The 17605-nt window shown below is 34.9% G+C and carries 19 protein-coding genes; 13 read left to right on the top strand and 6 right to left on the bottom strand.

Annotation, left to right across the window (positions count from 1 at the left end):
* Positions 1 to 147: 147 nt before the first annotated feature.
* The 3 genes from BOQ64_RS01360 to BOQ64_RS01350 all read right to left on the bottom strand — a co-directional run bounded on the left by BOQ64_RS01360 (position 148) and on the right by BOQ64_RS01350 (position 1613).
* A complete protein-coding gene (locus BOQ64_RS01360; RefSeq protein ID WP_129056676.1) occupies positions 148 to 708 on the bottom strand; it encodes a helix-turn-helix domain-containing protein in 561 nt (186 codons plus the stop codon).
* A complete protein-coding gene (locus BOQ64_RS01355) occupies positions 705 to 1100 on the bottom strand; it encodes an acyl-CoA thioesterase (RefSeq protein ID WP_129056678.1) in 396 nt (131 codons plus the stop codon). Before BOQ64_RS01355 ends, BOQ64_RS01360 begins: the two co-directional genes overlap by 4 nt.
* 96 nt (positions 1101 to 1196) lie before the next feature.
* Positions 1197 to 1613, bottom strand: a complete 417-nt coding sequence (locus BOQ64_RS01350; protein WP_228448051.1) for a DUF6157 family protein — start codon at positions 1611 to 1613, stop codon at positions 1197 to 1199.
* Positions 1614 to 2015: 402 nt separating this feature from the next.
* Here BOQ64_RS01350 and BOQ64_RS01345 point away from each other — a divergent pair, with 402 nt between their 5' ends.
* Positions 2016 to 2372 carry an RNA recognition motif domain-containing protein gene (locus BOQ64_RS01345; RefSeq protein WP_066699719.1) on the top strand — a complete coding sequence of 119 codons (357 nt, stop codon included), beginning with the start codon at positions 2016 to 2018 and terminating at the stop codon, positions 2370 to 2372.
* A 30-nt stretch (positions 2373 to 2402) separates the two neighbouring features.
* Here BOQ64_RS01345 and BOQ64_RS01340 read toward each other — a convergent pair whose 3' ends face one another.
* On the bottom strand, positions 2403 to 2903 hold the full coding sequence (locus tag BOQ64_RS01340; RefSeq protein WP_129056680.1) for a BlaI/MecI/CopY family transcriptional regulator: 501 nt from the start codon (positions 2901 to 2903) through the stop codon (positions 2403 to 2405).
* An 8-nt stretch (positions 2904 to 2911) separates the two neighbouring features.
* Positions 2912 to 3514, bottom strand: coding sequence for a phosphatase PAP2 family protein (locus BOQ64_RS01335; RefSeq protein ID WP_129056682.1), 603 nt, complete (start codon positions 3512 to 3514; stop codon positions 2912 to 2914).
* 292 nt (positions 3515 to 3806) lie between these two features.
* Between BOQ64_RS01335 and BOQ64_RS01330 the strand changes: the two genes are divergently transcribed.
* The 12 genes from BOQ64_RS01330 to BOQ64_RS01275 all read left to right on the top strand — a co-directional run bounded on the left by BOQ64_RS01330 (position 3807) and on the right by BOQ64_RS01275 (position 16155).
* Complete coding sequence (locus BOQ64_RS01330; protein WP_129056684.1) at positions 3807 to 4235, top strand: NIPSNAP family protein; 429 nt, start codon at positions 3807 to 3809, stop codon at positions 4233 to 4235.
* A gap of 317 nt (positions 4236 to 4552) precedes the next feature.
* Positions 4553 to 5554 (top strand): pyruvate dehydrogenase (acetyl-transferring) E1 component subunit alpha, encoded by a 1002-nt coding sequence (pdhA, locus tag BOQ64_RS01325; protein ID WP_129056686.1) that lies wholly within the window; start codon positions 4553 to 4555, stop codon positions 5552 to 5554.
* A gap of 108 nt (positions 5555 to 5662) precedes the next feature.
* Positions 5663 to 7261 carry a pyruvate dehydrogenase complex dihydrolipoamide acetyltransferase gene (locus tag BOQ64_RS01320; RefSeq protein ID WP_129056687.1) on the top strand — a complete coding sequence of 533 codons (1599 nt, stop codon included), beginning with the start codon at positions 5663 to 5665 and terminating at the stop codon, positions 7259 to 7261.
* A 172-nt stretch (positions 7262 to 7433) separates the two neighbouring features.
* Positions 7434 to 7955, top strand: coding sequence for a hypothetical protein (locus BOQ64_RS01315; protein WP_129056689.1), 522 nt, complete (start codon positions 7434 to 7436; stop codon positions 7953 to 7955).
* A gap of 100 nt (positions 7956 to 8055) precedes the next feature.
* On the top strand, positions 8056 to 8724 hold the full coding sequence (locus BOQ64_RS01310) for an ABC transporter ATP-binding protein (protein ID WP_129056691.1): 669 nt from the start codon (positions 8056 to 8058) through the stop codon (positions 8722 to 8724).
* A gap of 16 nt (positions 8725 to 8740) precedes the next feature.
* Positions 8741 to 9319, top strand: a complete 579-nt coding sequence (locus BOQ64_RS01305; RefSeq protein ID WP_129056693.1) for a murein L,D-transpeptidase catalytic domain-containing protein — start codon at positions 8741 to 8743, stop codon at positions 9317 to 9319.
* Between the two features lie 18 nt (positions 9320 to 9337).
* Positions 9338 to 10015 carry a RadC family protein gene (radC, locus tag BOQ64_RS01300; RefSeq protein ID WP_129056695.1) on the top strand — a complete coding sequence of 226 codons (678 nt, stop codon included), beginning with the start codon at positions 9338 to 9340 and terminating at the stop codon, positions 10013 to 10015.
* A complete protein-coding gene (locus tag BOQ64_RS01295) occupies positions 10012 to 10923 on the top strand; it encodes a hypothetical protein (protein ID WP_129056697.1) in 912 nt (303 codons plus the stop codon). The genes radC and BOQ64_RS01295 overlap by 4 nt, the downstream gene beginning before the upstream one ends.
* A 112-nt stretch (positions 10924 to 11035) precedes the next feature.
* Positions 11036 to 11932 (top strand): phytanoyl-CoA dioxygenase family protein, encoded by an 897-nt coding sequence (locus BOQ64_RS01290; protein ID WP_228448049.1) that lies wholly within the window; start codon positions 11036 to 11038, stop codon positions 11930 to 11932.
* Between the two features lie 36 nt (positions 11933 to 11968).
* Positions 11969 to 12481 (top strand): hypothetical protein, encoded by a 513-nt coding sequence (locus tag BOQ64_RS01285; RefSeq protein WP_066699697.1) that lies wholly within the window; start codon positions 11969 to 11971, stop codon positions 12479 to 12481.
* Between the two features lie 17 nt (positions 12482 to 12498).
* Complete coding sequence (locus BOQ64_RS01280; protein ID WP_129056700.1) at positions 12499 to 13110, top strand: inorganic pyrophosphatase; 612 nt, start codon at positions 12499 to 12501, stop codon at positions 13108 to 13110.
* Positions 13111 to 13428: 318 nt separating this feature from the next.
* The gene (locus BOQ64_RS01275) at positions 13429 to 16155 is read left to right on the top strand and encodes a sodium-translocating pyrophosphatase (protein WP_129056702.1); all 2727 of its coding nucleotides are present in this window, start codon (positions 13429 to 13431) and stop codon (positions 16153 to 16155) included.
* A gap of 179 nt (positions 16156 to 16334) precedes the next feature.
* Here the strand turns inward: BOQ64_RS01275 and BOQ64_RS01270 are convergent, their stop codons facing one another.
* Positions 16335 to 17474 carry an aminotransferase class I/II-fold pyridoxal phosphate-dependent enzyme gene (locus BOQ64_RS01270; RefSeq protein ID WP_129056704.1) on the bottom strand — a complete coding sequence of 380 codons (1140 nt, stop codon included), beginning with the start codon at positions 17472 to 17474 and terminating at the stop codon, positions 16335 to 16337.
* Between the last annotated feature and the right edge of the window lie 131 nt (positions 17475 to 17605).

Raw genomic sequence — 17605 nt, 5'->3', positions numbered from 1 at the left:
TGAAAACCTAAAGCTGTTATAAATTTAAGGATAATAGTTATAGAATTTGGATTTGAATGTTTGAGGGTGGGAGAGTATTAGAGATGAATGATTGTTGCTGATATATCAGACTCTCAAACCCTCCAACTCTAATGCTCTCCAACTCAATTAAAGAGTATCCAAAGGTTTCCTGTGGTGGTCTTTTAATTTTTTGAACTCTGTAGGCGTAAATCCGGTAACATTGCGGAATTGGGTAGAAAGATGCTGAACACTTTTGTAACCAAGCTTTCCTGCAATTTCCGTAAGGTTGAATTCATTATATAAAAGGAGTTCCTTTACTTTTTCTATTTTCTGAAGGATGAAAAACTGTTCCAGCGTTATGTTTTCATTCTGTGAAAATGTCTTTGAAAGGGAACTGTAATCTTTATGAAGTTTTGAACTTAAAAATTCTGAAAGGAGAAAGTCTTCATCAATATCAAGTTCACTGATTTTTACAATGACGAGATTTTTAATTTTCTCAATCAGCTGATGAGAAGAATCCATAATCCTTTCAAAACCGGTTGAAAGCATTTTTTCCTCAATAGATTGCATGGTTGTAGTGGGAACTTCCGACTCTGTCTCTACTTCTCCCAGAATAATGGAACTGATCTTTATATCAGCATTATTAAAGATGGTCTCTACTGCAGCAATGCATCTGTTGCAGACCATATTTTTGATGAAGATTTTCATATTCCGCTGTTTAACCTGTCTTTTACAAACTCAATCTGAGTTTTGCCATGAGGTGCTGGATTTCCTTCGCTATCCAAATTAACCATAACAATTTTATCAACGGTGATAATCGTCTGGTGAGTCATTTTATTACGGACATCACATCTTAAAGTGATAGAAGAGGAACCAAAGTGGGTTGCTTCAATGCCTATTTCTATAATATCTCCCTGTTTTGCAGAACTTACAAAATTAATCTCTGAAATAAATTTCGTAACAACTTTAGTGTTTTCAAGCTGAATAATCGCATATAATGCTGCTTCTTCATCAATCCACTGTAAAAGTCTTCCTCCAAATAGAGAGTGATTGGGATTTAAATCTTCGGGTTTTACCCATTTTCTTGTATGGTAGTTCATGTTCTTAATAATTTGCAGTACAAATTTAACGTTAAAAGCTGGTGTTGTCAAAAGAATAATATTAATTGATCTGAAAAGAATTATTCATTTTCTCAATCATTTTCTTTTGGAGCGCATGGCTTTTGTCTTCGCAATATCAGGATCTTTTAACAGCTTTTGATATTCTTCACTTTCTATTGCGTATAAAGCCACTTTTCCTTCATTATTGTAATGAAATCCGAATCCATATCTTTTAGCCAGAGGAGAAGAGCGGAGACAAGCCTGGCCTTTTGAAAAGAATTTTTCTCTTTCCTCCTGATTTTCATTTTCTGAAATATCATTCTTAAAAGCATAGCATGCAAAAATAACATCATCGGAAGTATATTGATAGGGGTGTTTACTTATTTTTTCATATTGAAGATTTGCAAATGTCTTTTCTTTCTTTTCAGGCGGAACCTGTGCCTGAGAAATGGGACAGTCTTCTGCGACTTCTATAAAAGTATTCGTGTAATTAGTGGTGTGTTGTTTTATCATAAAATTCAATTAAAGGCTCTGTACATATGATATAAATAGAGTTATAAATATACTATTATTCTCTCTGTTTTAAATAATATCATCCGGTTGTCTGCAAACCGGGATGCGCAATTATTTCTTTTTTATAATTATTTTGAATGATTATGTATTATGTTAACTAACTTTAACTTTTCAATGATTTTTAACTGTAATTATTTAGTAATCAATTGTTTGAGTGTTTGTTTTGATTGGTTGTGGAATTTAAATTCAAACTAAAGTGATAAAGAGATAAAAAAAAGCTTTGATTTGAAATTTTTAATTGTATCTTGCATACGTTTATATTTGGAATCAATATTTGTTCATTAATTTATGTTGTTTTTCTTTTATATACCAAATTTTTATTAATTTTTTAATTTATTCAAAATGAACATTTTTGTTTCAAACATCAATTACGCAACTAAAGAGTATGAGTTGCACGATCTATTCGCAGAATTTGGTGATGTATCATCAGCTAAAATCGTAACAGACAGAGAAACTGGCCGTTCTAGAGGTTTTGGTTTCATCGAGATGGGTGATGAAGAAGGAAAGCAGGCTATTGAAGCTCTTAATCAAAAAGAATTCAACGGAAAAACATTAAACGTATCTGAAGCTAAGCCAAGAGAAGAGAAGCCAAGAAGAAGCTTCGATAACAACAGAGGTGGTGGTTATGGTAACAACAACAGAGGTGGTGGTTACGGTAACAACAACCGTGGTGGTAACGGCGGTGGAAATCGTTGGTAAAAATATAAAGCGGCTTTTAAGCCGCTTTTTTTATGGTTTCTTTTTCTTCTTCTTTTTCTCTTTTTCCTTATCTTTTTCTTTGCTGATTTTTACCTTTTTCTCTTTTTCCTTCTTCGGATTTAATATCTCGTCAGCAACCTCAAACTTTGGATTTTCAACTTTCGCAGGTTTGATTTCAATTTTAAGATCAAAATAACCTTTAAGGTCATCTTGTGTAAGTAGCTTTTCACTGAATAAAAACTCAAGAATTTCTTTTCCTGAATCGTTGAAAAAATTATGAGTAAGTTCTTTTAATAGAAATTTTCTGTATTCTTCAAACGGAACAAGTACTGTATATTTGAAGATTCTCCCTTCTTTTTCAGTAGATAAATACCCTTTTTCAACCAATATTTTCAAATATGTGGAAACCGTGTTTTGGTGTGGTTTAGGTTCCGGATGCTGCTCCATAACGTCCTTCAGATAGAAAGATTCCATTTTCCAAAACAGCTTCATAAAGTTTTCTTCTGCGGCAGTAAGATGATTGATTTTCATATATTCTTCTAATGTTGAAATTGTATATTGCAATAAAGATAAATAAAAGATACCATAAAAGCTATTCCAGCTCCCATAAATACCTCTTTTACCGTATGCCTTTTTAAAATAATTCTGGTAAGTCCTACCAGGCTGGCTATTCCAAGCCATATAAGACCCATTTTCCAGTCTAAAGTGAAAAATAATGCAGCTACAAATATATTAAATGCAGTATGCATAGAACTTTTAATGAAAAAATTGCTGATCTGAAGGGCGAAGAGTAAAATGAGAATAAAAAGCATCACCAGATCAATATATCCATTTTTAATGTAATTGAAAATAAGGTAAATAACAACACAGGCTGCAATAAATACATACAGTGTCTTTCTCTGTACCCTATTAGATACATCCATATTGGTATATCTTCCGGTTTTTACATTCCATACCAGCCAGATAACAACCGGTGCAATAATCATTAATAATAAAGGAAGGAAATAAAGCAGAGATTCCTTAAAAGTATACTCTCTAATACTCATGTACACAAAAAAAATAACCAGGGAAACCAGTGGATTGAAGAAATCTGAGATAACCTTTGAAATTTTGTGGAGAAGCGAAGACTTTTTTTCTTCCATATTTAAGTTTAAAAGTCAAATATAAGATTATAAGGCCAAAAAACAAATGAAGACCGGAAGATCATACTGTTTTTAGGATACTGAAAATACAGGTAAGTGTACGTGATCTTTACTATATAAATTATTTATTATGTTTTTGTTGAAAATAATACGTGCTATTTATGAAAATATTTAATTTTAATTACTTCTGTTTTAAAAAAGAAAAGAGTGATTTTTTGTTGGTTATTTTTGAAATATCGGATAAATAAAAGCAGGTATAAAAATTAATAAACTAATATCAATACATAATATAATGAAACAGCTATTTATATTATCTCTGTTTGTTCTAGGCAGTTTTGTTTTTGGGCAAACCAATTCTTCAAGAGATTCTTCATCGTCAGTTCCTGTTCACCAGTTGAGAATTTACGAAATTCCAAAAGAAAACCGACAGGTATTTTTAAACAGGTTCAGGGATCATGCACTACGGATCATGAAAAAATACGGATTTAATATCGTGTCTATCTGGGAGTCTGAATATGAAGGGAAAACAGAATTTGTCTATTTGCTTGAATGGAAAGATGAAAATACAATGAAAATGGCATGGCAGGGTTTTATGGCTGATAAAGAATGGAAAGATATTAAAGCAGAAACAGCAAAGCTCCACGGTAATTTTGTTAATAATATAGAAGACAGAATACTGAAACTTACAGAATTTTCACCCGAAAAGAAGCTTTTGAAATAACCAAAAGACATGTTAACGATAATTAAAGATGAAGGAAGAAGATAAATAAAACGGAATGTTTTTGTAATTTCCTGTTTCATTAATTATATAAGGAAGACGATACTGACAGGCTGATTTCTTAGATCTTGCACAGAAAAAATAATGGGCGGAATGCCATTTTATAAATGTTTCCCTGGGTCGAAAATTAAGAATAATCCACTCCGCCTGCAAGTAGATTTCAGAGAAAAAACGAAAAGTTACTTATGCATACAATAAAAACAAAGTTTTTTTCATAATTTTGCTCAACTATTTCATCATAAAAAAGCAAGAGCTAACACATGAAAGAATTTTCTAAAGAGGTATACCTGAAGTGGTATGAAGATATGACAATGTGGAGAAGGTTTGAAGACAAATGCCGTTCTCTTTACCTAAAACAAAAGATCAGAGGATTTTTACATTTGTATAATGGTCAGGAAGCAATCCCTGCCGGATTTACACATGCAATGGATCTTACAAAAGACAGTATGATTACTGCTTACAGATGTCACATCCATCCAATGGCGATGGGAGTGGATCCTAAGAGAATCATGGCTGAACTTTGTGGTAAAGCTACAGGTACATCCGGAGGTATGGGTGGATCTATGCACATTTTCAGCAAAGAACACCGTTTCTACGGAGGTCATGGTATTGTTGGAGGACAAATTCCTTTGGGAGCAGGTATTGCTTTTGCAGATAAATATTTTGACAGAAAAGCTGTAAACATTTGTTTCTTCGGAGATGGTGCTGCAAGACAAGGTTCATTACATGAAACATTCAACATGGCAATGAACTGGAAACTTCCTGTAGTATTTGTGGTTGAAAACAACCAGTATGCAATGGGTACTTCTGTAAAAAGAACTGCTAACCACGAAGACATCTATAAATTAGGATTAGGGTATGAAATGCCTTGTCTTGCTGTAGATGCTATGGATCCGGTAAAAGTAGCTGAAGCGGCTTATGAAGCTATTGAAAGAGCAAGAAGAGGAGACGGACCAACGTTCATCGAAGCAAGAACTTACCGTTACAGAGGTCACTCTATGTCTGATGCTGAACCTTACAGATCTAAAGAAGAAGTAGCAATTCACAAAAATGATGATCCAATTGAATTGGTGAAACACAGAATTCTTGAAAATGGATGGGCTACAGAAGCTGAATTGGAAGTAATCGACAATAAGTCAAGAGACTTTGTTGAAGAGTGCATCGAATTCATGGAGAACTCTCCATATCCTGATGCTGAGAAAATCTATGAGTATGTATATGCTCAGGAAGATTATCCATTCTTAGACAAATTAGAAAACTAAAAGATAATGAGTTAATTTGACAATTTGAGAATTTGAAAATGTGATAGAGTATGTCCTTTTTTAATTTTCAAATTTTCAGATTGCTAAATTTTCAAATTAAAATAAATTATGGCAGAAGTAATTACGATGCCCCGCCTTTCCGACACTATGACGGAAGGTAAAGTGGCGAAATGGCATAAAAAAGTAGGAGATAAAGTAAAGGAAGGAGATATTTTAGCTGAAATTGAAACTGACAAAGCAGTTCAGGATTTCGAATCTGAAGTAGAAGGTACCCTTTTATACGTTGGTGTAGAAGAAGGTGCTGCAGCTGCTGTAGACTCTGTTTTAGCAATTATCGGTAATGAAGGAGAAGATATTTCAGGATTAACAGGTGGAGCTGCTGCTCCCGCTGCAGGTGCTGAAGAAACAAAATCAGTAGAACAACCTAAGGCAGAAGCTGTGGAAACTGCTTCAGCAGAAGTTCCGGCAGGAGTGGAAGTGATTACAATGCCAAGACTTTCTGATACAATGACAGAAGGTAAGGTTGCTAAATGGCACAAAAATGTAGGTGATACAGTAAAAGAAGGTGATCTTCTTGCTGAAATCGAAACAGATAAAGCAGTACAGGATTTCGAATCTGAATTCAACGGAGTACTATTGAAGCAAGGTGTAGAAGAAGGTGGTGCATCTCCGGTTGACACTGTGTTGGCTATTATTGGCCCTGCAGGAACTGATGTTTCAGCAGTAGGGGCTCCTAAAGCAGCTGCTCAGTCATCAGAAAAACCAGCTGAACAGAAAGCAGAAGCTAAAACTGAAGAAAAAGCTGCTCCGGCTGCTAACACTTCATCTTCTGACAGAGTGGCAATTTCTCCGTTAGCTAAAAAAATGGCTCAGGATAAAGGAGTTGACATCAACAGTGTTCAAGGTTCAGGTGAAAACGGAAGAATCGTTAAAAAAGATATTGAAAATTATCAGCCGGCTGCAAAACCAGCTGCTTCAGCTCCGGCTGCAAGTGCTGCTGCTCAGGTTGCTGTAAGTTTCGTACAGGGAGAAGATACAGAGACTCCAAACTCACAGGTAAGAAACGTTATCGCGAAACGCCTTTCTGAAAGTAAGTTCTCTGCTCCTCACTACTATCTGATGGTTGAAATCAATATGGATAAAGCGATCGAAGCTAGAAAAGAGATCAACTCTATTCCAGATACGAAGATTTCATTCAATGATATGATTATTAAGGCAACAGCTATTGCTTTAAGAAAGCACCCGCAGGTAAATTCAAGCTGGGCTGGTGATAAGATCATCCACAGAGGAAATATCAATGTTGGAGTAGCAGTTGCTATCCCTGACGGATTGGTGGTTCCTGTATTGAAGAATACAGACCAGATGTCTTACACTCAAATCTCTGGAGCTGTAAAAGATATGGCTTCAAGAGCTAAGAACAAAGGTCTTAAGGCTAATGAAATGGAAGGATCTACATTCTCTATTTCTAACCTTGGAATGTTCGGAATCGAGACATTTACAAGTATTATTAACCAACCAAACTCTGCTATCCTTTCAGTAGGAGCAATCATCGAGAAACCAATCGTTAAGAACGGTCAGATTGTAGTAGGAAACACAATGAAGCTTTCATTAGCGTGTGACCACAGAGTTGTAGACGGTGCTACAGGTGCTCAATTCTTACAGACTTTAAGAACATATTTAGAGAATCCATTAACATTGTTACTGTAATTTCTAAAAGATTTATACTAAAACCTCCCAATCGGGAGGTTTTTTGTTTTTGGGAGCTGAAGAAGTCTAGAAATACAATAAGTCTTAAGAACATCATTGTATTCCAGTTTTTTTATAAAAATAAATTATATTTATGAAATGATTTTCCGGAATCTATAAAAATAAAAAAACGATGAATAAGATAGGTGTTGTTTGTGTTATAATTGTACTTGCCATATTAGGCTTTTTCTTTTTAGCAACTGATTCTGAATTTGTTCTGGAATCAGAACCCCAGGAAGAAACTATTTCTTCAGAAAATAATGTTTTTACTTTGAATCCGAGTTTGAGAATGAAAGATGGTGATATTTATTACACGATTGATACATTTTTATTTGCTGATCGTAAGAAAGAGAATGAGCCTGCTGTTGTTATTGATGAGATTAAAGTAACTCTTAGTTCGGAAGGAAAAAAAATTCCTGTGGATGTAGAAAACTTACAGAGTAGCAAAGGTATTCTCTTTAAACAATCTTCCAATGACATCGTTCATCAGAGTGCCGCAGCTAGGTACTTTTATGTCAATTGTGATCATTCAGAGTATATTTTAAATCTTAAGCTTACTTATGGATTAGAAGGAAAATCTTATACTATAGATAAAGAATACCGGTATAAGAAAATACTACACACTACAGGAAAAAGGTTGATAAAATTATTTTGAATATTATTCTATTGATTATTGGCTTTTAATAGGAGATGCATTTATTATATTTATAGTTACAATATTGTTTTGTTCTATTTATATTTACTATTTTTGAATCATGATTAAAGCAAGAAATATCCATAAATCTTATGGAAATTTAGAAGTACTGAAAGGAGTTGATATTCACATCAAAGTAGGAGAAGTGGTTTCTATTGTAGGGGAATCCGGGGCAGGTAAATCAACATTGCTTCAGATTTTAGGAACTTTGGATCATCCCACTCAATCCGGGAAATATGATACTGAGATTGAGATTGCGGGAGAATCATTTATTAACATGAATGATAAGCAGTTATCAAAATTCAGAAATCAGAATATCGGTTTTGTATTTCAGTTTCACCAGTTGCTTCCTGAGTTTACTGCTTTGGAAAATGTTTTGCTCCCTACTAAAATTGCAGGTGCTAATGAAAGAGAAGCTATGGAAAAGGCCTATGCTTTATTTGAGGACCTTAAAATTGAACAGCGACTGAACCATAAACCTAATCAGCTTTCCGGTGGAGAAGCGCAGAGGGTAGCTGTTGCAAGAGCTTTAATCAATTCACCAAAAATTATCTTTGCTGACGAACCTACAGGGAACCTGGATTCAAAAAATGCAGATGACCTTCACAGACTATTTTTTGACCTTAGAGACAAGTATAATCAGACCTTTGTGATTGTTACCCATAACCCGAATCTGGCTGAAATTACCGACCGTAAGCTTGTCATGAAAGACGGAATGATTATAGAATAGCTTCTTGCTTAGACAGATGATGAAACACTTTATTTTTCTTTTTATACTTTTAGTTTCCTGCTCAAAAGCTGAATCGCAGCAGGCAGATGTGTTGGGTTTGCCCCAATCCAGGATTTCAGAAATTAAGAGTTTTATTAAAGATAAAGACTATAATCAGGATCTGGCAATTTTTATTAACTTTAAAATTGCATCAGGAAAATACCGTTACTTCGTTTACGACCTGAAGAATAATAAAACCGTACAAAAAGCTATTGTTGCTCATGGTTCAGGATCTGTAATTCAAGGGTCAAATGCTTTGAAATTCAGTAATATTGAAGGTTCATATCAGTCTTCTCTTGGGAAATATGCAATTGGAGAAAGTTATGTAGGACAATTTGGGAAAGCTTACCGTTTAAAAGGGCTGGATCCAACCAATGATAATGCAATGCAGAGAGCTATTGTTCTTCATTCTTTTAGCAGTGTTCCTGATGTAGAATCTGAAAAGCTGACATGTCTGAGTTTGGGATGTCCTATGCTTTCATTTAATGCTTTTAAAGAAACAGCAAAATATATTGACAGGTCAGAGAAGCCTATTATCTTATATACATTCTATTAATTTTTTATATTTAATCCCATGTCCTTAAAATCCCTGGCAGAAGATGACAGACCACGAGAGAAGTTCTTACAGAAAGGTAAGAATTCACTTTCTGATTCTGAACTTTTAGCCATTATTATGGGAAGCGGAAACAGGGAAGAGAGTGTAGTAGAGTTGGCCAGAAAGATTCTGGCATCTGTTGATAATAGTTGGCATCATTTAAGTTTGCTTTCTGTTAAAGATCTTATGAAATTCAAAGGAATAGGAGAGGCTAAGGCCATTTCCATCATTACAGCTTTGGAAATCGGAAGAAGAAGAGCGGGACAGGACATTCCTGAAAAATCGGTTATTGGGAACAGTTATGATGCTTATTCGATCCTAAAAAACCAATTGTCGGACCTTAGAACAGAAGAATTTTGGGCTATTTTTCTGAATAACAGTAATAAAGTAATATACACTTCACAACTTACACAGGGCGGAATCAGCCAATCCATTGTAGATGTAAGAGTCTTGTTTAAAACAGCGATCGACCATTTCTCAACAGGAGTGATTATTGCCCATAATCATCCTTCAGGAAGCCTGAAACCAAGCAAAGAAGATATTAACATTACACAAAAAATAAAAGAAGCTGGAAAAGTGTTAAGCATTCAGCTTTTAGACCATATTATCATTACACAGGATTCATATTTTAGCTTTTCGGACACAGGATTATTATGATAAGAAGATTGAAATACAATGAAATTGATTTTGTAAAATATTCTCAGTGTTTAGAAAATTCTGAGCAAAGAAAATACTCTGCAACAAAAGATTTTTTAGACATTACAGCACCCAATCAATGGGAAATACTTGTATATGGAGATTATGAAGCCGTAATGCCTGTCCCTTTTGTGAGAAAATATGGAGTGAAAATCGTTCATAATCCTAAGCTTTGTCAGCAATTAGGAGTTTTCTCCAGCAAAGATGATGTAAATCTGAATGAAAAGTTTTTAAACTATCTGGAGAACCACTATCTGATAAGAGTATATCCCTTTAATGATGGCAATGAACTTCGTACAAAGCTCAGAATAAAGAAAAATTTTCTCATTTATCCTGACGCTTATGAGAAAGTATATGCCAGATATTCCCCTAAAAGAAAGCGAAAACTGAGGTTGGATGAAGAAGTTATAAATCATTCAGAAGTAAAAAGTATTTCTTATGATGAAGCGAAACCTTTTATAGAATCCAATATCGTAGGATTGGGTAAAGAGAGTGATTTGGCTGGTTTTATGGATATTTATGAAAAATCTTACCGTCTGAAATATCTGAGTTTTTCAGCTTTTTATTATCATGGTAAAATTATCAATGCTATTGCTACTTATTCAGACTGTAATATGGTTGCTCTTTTAGGTACTTTCAGTGATAAAGAATATGTGAAATTATCCGGAGCATCAGTATTGATTGATGGGATGATTAAAGAAACAGTAGATACTCATATTTTTGACTTTGAAGGAGGAGATATTCCAAATATAGAAGAGTTTTTCAGAGGATTCCGCCCGGAGCTGAAACCTTATGGAATCATTGAATATTCTAAAAAAGAACTTTTTAAAAAATTAGGATCTTTACTTTTAAAAAGGAAGATCTTTTAGTGATAAAAAGCATTGTTTAGATTGGTTCTAATTTAGTATTATTCCTTACCTTTATAAAACACTTATAATAACCGTTATGTTACAGCAAATTCGTCACTATAAATTATCATATATGCTCTATAACTTATTTAAAAAAAGTAAGTTAAAGCACAATATTCCATTATATAAAAAGTACGGGATCAATAAGAGTTATTTTTCGAGTATTTCAAGTAAAGACTTTGCTCATCTTCCGCAAACACAAAGGAGTATTACTGAAGAAAAACTTTCATCTACTGCTTTTTTTAAAAGTTTATCAGAAGAAAATAAAGAAAATGCCCTTCAATATGATGATAACGGGTATATGATCATTAAAAATTTCATTAGCCCGGAAACAGCAGAAAATATCAATGTAGAGATTGAAAAGCTGATTAAAGACGGAACATTAAAATTCCTTTATGGCGGGAAACTGATGTTTGCGATTCATCATTCTGAAATTATTAGAAATATTGGGGATGATAAGAATCTGCTTGAGTTTTTATCTGTTTTGCTTGATGGCCAGGCCAAGTTGTTTCAAAGCATCAACTTTATTAACGGAAGTCAGCAGAAAACCCATTCCGATAGTATTCATATGACAACATTTCCGTTGGGAGGACTTCTTGGAGTCTGGATTGCCCTGGAAGATGTAGATGAGAATAATGGAGCATTACATTATATTCCTGGGAGCCATAAATTACCTTATTTCCTGAATTCAGATTATGATAATGAAGGAACAGCTTTAAAAATAGGAAAGAAAAGCTATAAGGCCTATGAGGAGTTTTTAGAAAACAAGGTGCAAGAATTGGGGTTAAAAAAAGAAGTTTTCCGGGCAAAAAAAGGAGATATGCTGATATGGCATGCCAATATTCTTCATGGTGGAGAGCCTCATACAGACAAAAACAGAACTAGAAAAAGCTTGGTATATCACTTTTTTGATGAAAATAGTGTGTGCTATCATGAAGTTACACAAAGACCCGCATTATTTGAACTGTAATATCAGAAAATATTAGTAATTTTGCAGTCTAAAATTATGACGAGTCTTTCAGGATATTTACCCTATGCATTTGCATTAATTATTGCAATTCCTTTTCTGGTTTTGCTGAGACAATTTGTACACTCGTATATTACCCTTAAGAACCAGGAACTCAAATTACTTACCGTGAAGTCAAATTCAGAGAATAAAGCCCACTCTTATGAGAGAATGACTTTATTTCTGGACAGAATAAAACCCTCCAACCTGATTCAGCGATTTGATAAAGGATTGGCTGTTCATGAGTTTATTTTCCTTACAGAAAAAGCTATCAACGAGGAGTTTGAATATAATTCTTCTCAACAGCTTTATGTAACGAAAAATTCATGGAAGAATATTGTAGACTCTAAAAATGCCATTATAGATCTTCTTCATAAGACGTATGACGGATTGAAAGGGGAAGTGAAACTTGATGAATTCAAAACTATTTTCATCATGAACTATATGGAAAGCAATGATTATGTTGCTGAAACAATAGAAGATTTAAGAAAAGAAATTTTAATAATAACTTAAAAAATAACAGATAAATAATGATTCCAAATTTTAAAGCACATCCATGGCACGGAATTTCTGCAGGAGAAGATGCGCCAAATGTTGTAAACGTATTTGTGGAAATTGTTCCTTCAGATACTATTAAATATGAAGTAGATAAAGAAACAGGATATTTAAAAGTAGACAGGCCTCAGAAATTCTCTAACATTATCCCTGCTTTGTATGGTTTTGTTCCAAGAACATACTGTGATCAGGAAGTGATGAAGCTTGCTGTAGAATCAGGAGCTACTGATGTAACTATGGGGGATCATGATCCACTTGATATTTGTGTTTTAAGTTCTCACAATATCCACGCTGGAGGTTTATTGATGGAAGCTATTCCAATCGGTGGGTTTAAAATGATTGATGGTGGTGAAGCTGATGATAAAATTGTAGCGGTAATGATTAATGACCACGCATTCGGACATTTCAGAGATATCACTGAGTTACCGGAAGCAGAAGTTAAAAGACTGATGCACTACTTCCTAACATACAAAAACTTACCAGATGAGCCTGCAAAATGCAGAATCCAGGAAGTTTACGGAGCTGAGCATGCAAGAAAAGTAATTAAAGCTTCTCAAACAGACTACGCAGATAAATTCGGAGGATAAGACACTCTGATTTAAATAATAAAAAGGATAAACGGAAAACTGTTTATCCTTTTTTATTGCATTAAAATAAAGTTTCCTCTTCAAGCAAAGCTCATCTTAATATTCTTAAATCTTAATCATTCTTAATGGTTTAAAATCATATTCAGCCCTTGTTTTATCAGCTTTTACATGAGTTTTCAATCCATATAATTTTCAGAAGAATTACGATTCATATTTAAGATTCTTTTAAATAACAATGATAAGTCCATGATATTTTTAATGCTTTGATGGTAATTATTTATTATATTTATTTTTCTATTACCAAAAAAATATTAAACTATGGATCTATTTGTGTTAGTGCCAATTTTTGGTGTGTTAGCTTTGCTTTATACATTTCTTCAGAGCAACTGGGTAAGTAAGCAGAATGCCGGAAATGAAAAAATGAAAACAATCAGCGGACATATTGCTGATGGTGCCATGGCCTTCTTAAAGGCCGAGTATAAAATCTTAACCTATTTTGTCGTCGTTGTAGCCATTCTTTTGGCAGTAATGGGTTCAAGCAATGCCAACTCACATTGGAGTATTGGACTTGCTTTTGCAGTGGGTGCCATTTTTTCTGCTACAGCAGGTTTTATAGGGATGAAAATTGCAACCAAAGCCAATGTGAGGACGACAGAGGCAGCAAAAACTTCCCTGTCTAAAGCTCTTAAAGTTTCTTTTACAGGAGGTTCCGTGATGGGAATGGGAGTAGCAGGACTTGCTGTATTGGGGCTAGGAGCCTTGTTTTTAATCATTAAACAGATTTTTGCACCGGAAGCCACAGTAGATTCCCACGAAATGGAAACAACCATAGAAATTCTTACCGGATTTTCACTTGGTGCTGAATCCATTGCTCTTTTTGCAAGAGTAGGTGGCGGTATTTATACAAAAGCAGCAGACGTTGGAGCTGACCTTGTAGGGAAAGTAGAAGCAGGAATTCCGGAGGATGATCCACGAAATCCAGCAACTATTGCAGATAATGTGGGTGATAATGTGGGTGACGTTGCAGGGATGGGAGCTGACCTTTTCGGATCTTATGTAGCCACAGTACTTGCTACAATGGTATTGGGAAGAGAAACAATGTCTGATGATTCATTCGGGGGCTTTGCTCCGATTCTTTTACCTATGCTGATTGCAGGAACAGGAATCATTTTCTCTATGATAGGAACTCTATTTGTGAAAATAAATGATAATGAAGGTTCATCCACTTCCAGTGTACAGAATGCTTTGAACTTAGGAAACTGGGGTAGTATAGTGATAACAGCCATCGCTTCTTATTTCCTGGTTACTTATCTTCTCCCTGAAAAAATGGTCTTAAGAGGCCATGAGTTTACGAAAATGGGGGTATTCGGGGCCATCATGGTAGGGTTAGTAGTAGGAACCTTAATGAGTATTATTACTGAATATTATACAGCCATGGGAAAAAGACCGGTTTCCAGTATTGTGAGACAGTCTTCAACCGGACATGCTACCAATATTATCGGTGGACTTTCTGTGGGAATGGAATCAACACTGCTTCCAATTATTGTACTGGCAGGAGGTATTTACGGTTCTTATCTGTGTGCCGGATTATATGGAGTAGCAATTGCTGCTGCCGGAATGATGGCTACTACAGCGATGCAGCTGGCTATTGATGCCTTTGGACCCATTGCAGATAATGCGGGAGGTATTGCAGAAATGAGTGAGCTTCCTAAAGAAGTTCGTGAAAGAACAGATATTCTGGATGCTGTAGGAAATACAACAGCAGCTACAGGAAAAGGATTCGCTATTGCCTCAGCAGCATTAACAGCATTGGCATTGTTTGCAGCCTTTGTAGGAATTGCAGGCATTGATGGGATTGATATTTACCGAGCTGATGTTTTAGCAGGTCTGTTCGTTGGAGGAATGATTCCGTTTATATTTTCTTCATTAGCCATCACCGCTGTTGGGCAGGCAGCAATGGCCATGGTGGAAGAAGTAAGAAGACAGTTCCGTGAAATTCCCGGGATTCTAGAAGGAAAAGCGCAACCGGAATATGAAAAATGCGTAGCAATTTCTACCGATGCTTCCATCCGAAAAATGATGCTTCCCGGAGCTATTGCTATTATTTCACCATTACTTATCGGGTTTATTTTTGGCCCTGAAGTATTAGGAGGGTTCCTTGCAGGAGCTACCGTAAGCGGTGTATTAATGGGAATGTTTCAGAATAATGCAGGAGGTGCCTGGGATAACGCAAAAAAATCATTTGAAAAAGGAGTAGATATTAATGGACAAACCTACTACAAAGGCTCAGAGCCTCATAAAGCTTCTGTTACAGGAGATACGGTAGGTGATCCGTTTAAAGATACTTCCGGACCATCTATGAATATCCTAATTAAGCTGATGTCAATCGTTTCCTTAGTCATTGCGCCTACTTTAGCTGTATTGCATAAGGATAAAATTGAAGCAAACAGAAAGGCAAAAATTGAAAGCTTAACCGGAGTTGAAGGAGCAGTCTCAACATCATCGGAGCTTAAGACTCCGGTTACTCCAGGTGAAGTGAAAGGTCATCTTAATGAAAGTGGAGACTTCGTATATGAAACCGGAAATCTGCAAAAAGTAAAACTGAAAGGTGGAAAAACAATAGAATTAGGAGAAACCAGCCAACTGTATCAACTCTATAATGCCATTAATCAGAAAGATAAAGCTGTTCTTGATCCTAATAAGTGGTATACCATCGAAAATCTTTATTTTGAAACAGGATCAAGTGATTTGAAAGCAGGTTATGAATTACAGCTGAATAATATTGCAGAAATTTTGAATGCCTATCCTGATCTGAAAGTAAAATTAGGTGGATATACAGACAATAGCGGTAATGAAGATAGTAATCAGAAGTTATCTAACCTGAGAGCTCAGACAGCAAAACTTAAGCTATTGGAATTAGGAATATCAGCAGATAGGATAGAAGCAGAAGGGTACGGATCACAGCATCCCATTTGTGAAGCCAATGATACAGATGAGTGTAAAGCAAAAAACAGAAGAATTGATGTGAGGGTTTTAGCTCTTTAATTTCAATTATAATCTTAAAAAGCATCGCAATAGCGGTGCTTTTTTAGGATAACACAAAGACACAAGTGTACGAATTATTTTTGCTGAAAATCTTTGATTTTCTTGCGCCTTAAAAGCAATATTTTATTTAAAATCCTTTGCGCCTTTGCGATTTCCAACCTAAAAATCACTTGTGGTTATTATAGACACTTTTTCAGATGTTCCAATGCCTGGATAATCACTTCATCTTTTTTAGCAAAGCTGAATCGGATATAATCTGAATTGTCTTTGGAATTATAAAAGGCCGAAAGTGGAAGGCAGGCCACCTTTTTATCAATAGTCAGCCATTTTGAAAACTCTATATCTGTCATGGTTTTAGAAACATTTCTGAAGTTGACAATCTGAAAAACACTTCCTTCAGCCTCTTGCTCAATGTAAAGAGGAGTCTCTTTAAGTAACTGATTAAAAATATCCCGTTTTCTTTGCATTATAGCTTTGTTTTCTGATGGGTCAAATATTTCCAGATACTTTGCCAGTGCATATTGAGCAGGAGCATTAGCACTGTAGGATATGTATTGCTGATAGCTTCTGAATAAAGCTGTTAGTTCTTCGGATGCAAGCATATAGCTTACCTTCCATCCTGAGGTATGAAACATTTTTCCGAATGAAAAAATACAGAATGTTCTGTTTCTAAGTTCCGGATGAATAAACGAACTGTAGTGTTCTGCTTCATCAAAACAATAGGTATCATAGATCTCTTCAGAAATTAGGTAGATATCCCGGTTGCTTATCAATTCATACAGTTGTTTCCAATCATTCTGCTTCCATACTTTTCCTGTTGGGTTTTGTGGAGAATTGATGATAATAGCTTTGGTCTTTTCAGAGATACAGCTTTTAAATTGAGCCCAATCTATTGTAAAGTCATATGCTAAGTCATAATAAACAGGAATCCCCCCATTCATTACAACAGAAGGTGCATAAGTATAATAAGAAGGCTGTATGATGATTACTTCATCTCCTTGATTTAAAATGGTTTTAAGAGCCGTATATAAAGCAAAGGTTGCACAGGGAACAATAGTGACTTCATTAGCTTTTAAAGAAATACTGTTTTTTCTTTTTATATTAAAATTGATGATATTCTGGATCAATAAAGGGTTTCCTGCTAAAGGTTCATAATCATGGGTATCGAGATCTGTAGCCTCTTTTAGAAAGAATTTCAGGCGTTCATCAATATCAAAATCCGGCAAGCCGAGTGAAAGATCAAAACTTCCGTGTTTTGAAGCCAGTTCAGACATTTCTGTAAAAAAGGAATAATGAGTAAATCCTTGAATTTCTTTCATCTATTTTGTATTTCAGTCAAAAATAATAAAAAATGATATCATTTTAAAATTATTTTTCTTAATATGTTAATGTTTAATTTTGCTTTGTGGATATTTCGTATTATAGGTAGGTTTTTTATAATGGTTGCTAC

It is taken from the genome of Chryseobacterium sp. CH25 (genome assembly GCF_004119455.1).
Classification (GTDB): domain Bacteria; phylum Bacteroidota; class Bacteroidia; order Flavobacteriales; family Weeksellaceae; genus Chryseobacterium.
The sequence above is the reverse complement of the archived record's forward strand: the minus strand, read 5'-3'. Positions and strand labels throughout refer to the sequence as shown.

Bases quoted from the DNA above. Each gene is read 5' to 3' on its own strand.
- BOQ64_RS01270 (WP_129056704.1), bottom strand. From the start codon at position 17,474: ATGAAAGAAATTCAAGGATTTACTCATTATTCCTTTTTTACAGAAATG.
- BOQ64_RS01320 (WP_129056687.1), top strand. From the start codon at position 5,663: ATGGCAGAAGTAATTACGATGCCCCGCCTTTCCGACACTATGACGGAA.
- BOQ64_RS01305 (WP_129056693.1), top strand. From the start codon at position 8,741: ATGATGAAACACTTTATTTTTCTTTTTATACTTTTAGTTTCCTGCTCA.
- pdhA (WP_129056686.1), top strand. From the start codon at position 4,553: ATGAAAGAATTTTCTAAAGAGGTATACCTGAAGTGGTATGAAGATATG.
- BOQ64_RS01360 (WP_129056676.1), bottom strand. From the start codon at position 708: ATGAAAATCTTCATCAAAAATATGGTCTGCAACAGATGCATTGCTGCA.
- BOQ64_RS01345 (WP_066699719.1), top strand. From the start codon at position 2,016: ATGAACATTTTTGTTTCAAACATCAATTACGCAACTAAAGAGTATGAG.
- BOQ64_RS01275 (WP_129056702.1), top strand. From the start codon at position 13,429: ATGGATCTATTTGTGTTAGTGCCAATTTTTGGTGTGTTAGCTTTGCTT.
- BOQ64_RS01315 (WP_129056689.1), top strand. From the start codon at position 7,434: ATGAATAAGATAGGTGTTGTTTGTGTTATAATTGTACTTGCCATATTA.
- radC (WP_129056695.1), top strand. From the start codon at position 9,338: ATGTCCTTAAAATCCCTGGCAGAAGATGACAGACCACGAGAGAAGTTC.
- BOQ64_RS01330 (WP_129056684.1), top strand. From the start codon at position 3,807: ATGAAACAGCTATTTATATTATCTCTGTTTGTTCTAGGCAGTTTTGTT.
- BOQ64_RS01285 (WP_066699697.1), top strand. From the start codon at position 11,969: ATGACGAGTCTTTCAGGATATTTACCCTATGCATTTGCATTAATTATT.
- BOQ64_RS01350 (WP_228448051.1), bottom strand. From the start codon at position 1,613: ATGATAAAACAACACACCACTAATTACACGAATACTTTTATAGAAGTC.
- BOQ64_RS01310 (WP_129056691.1), top strand. From the start codon at position 8,056: ATGATTAAAGCAAGAAATATCCATAAATCTTATGGAAATTTAGAAGTA.
- BOQ64_RS01340 (WP_129056680.1), bottom strand. From the start codon at position 2,903: ATGAAAATCAATCATCTTACTGCCGCAGAAGAAAACTTTATGAAGCTG.
- BOQ64_RS01355 (WP_129056678.1), bottom strand. From the start codon at position 1,100: ATGAACTACCATACAAGAAAATGGGTAAAACCCGAAGATTTAAATCCC.
- BOQ64_RS01280 (WP_129056700.1), top strand. From the start codon at position 12,499: ATGATTCCAAATTTTAAAGCACATCCATGGCACGGAATTTCTGCAGGA.
- BOQ64_RS01295 (WP_129056697.1), top strand. From the start codon at position 10,012: ATGATAAGAAGATTGAAATACAATGAAATTGATTTTGTAAAATATTCT.
- BOQ64_RS01290 (WP_228448049.1), top strand. From the start codon at position 11,036: ATGCTCTATAACTTATTTAAAAAAAGTAAGTTAAAGCACAATATTCCA.
- BOQ64_RS01335 (WP_129056682.1), bottom strand. From the start codon at position 3,514: ATGGAAGAAAAAAAGTCTTCGCTTCTCCACAAAATTTCAAAGGTTATC.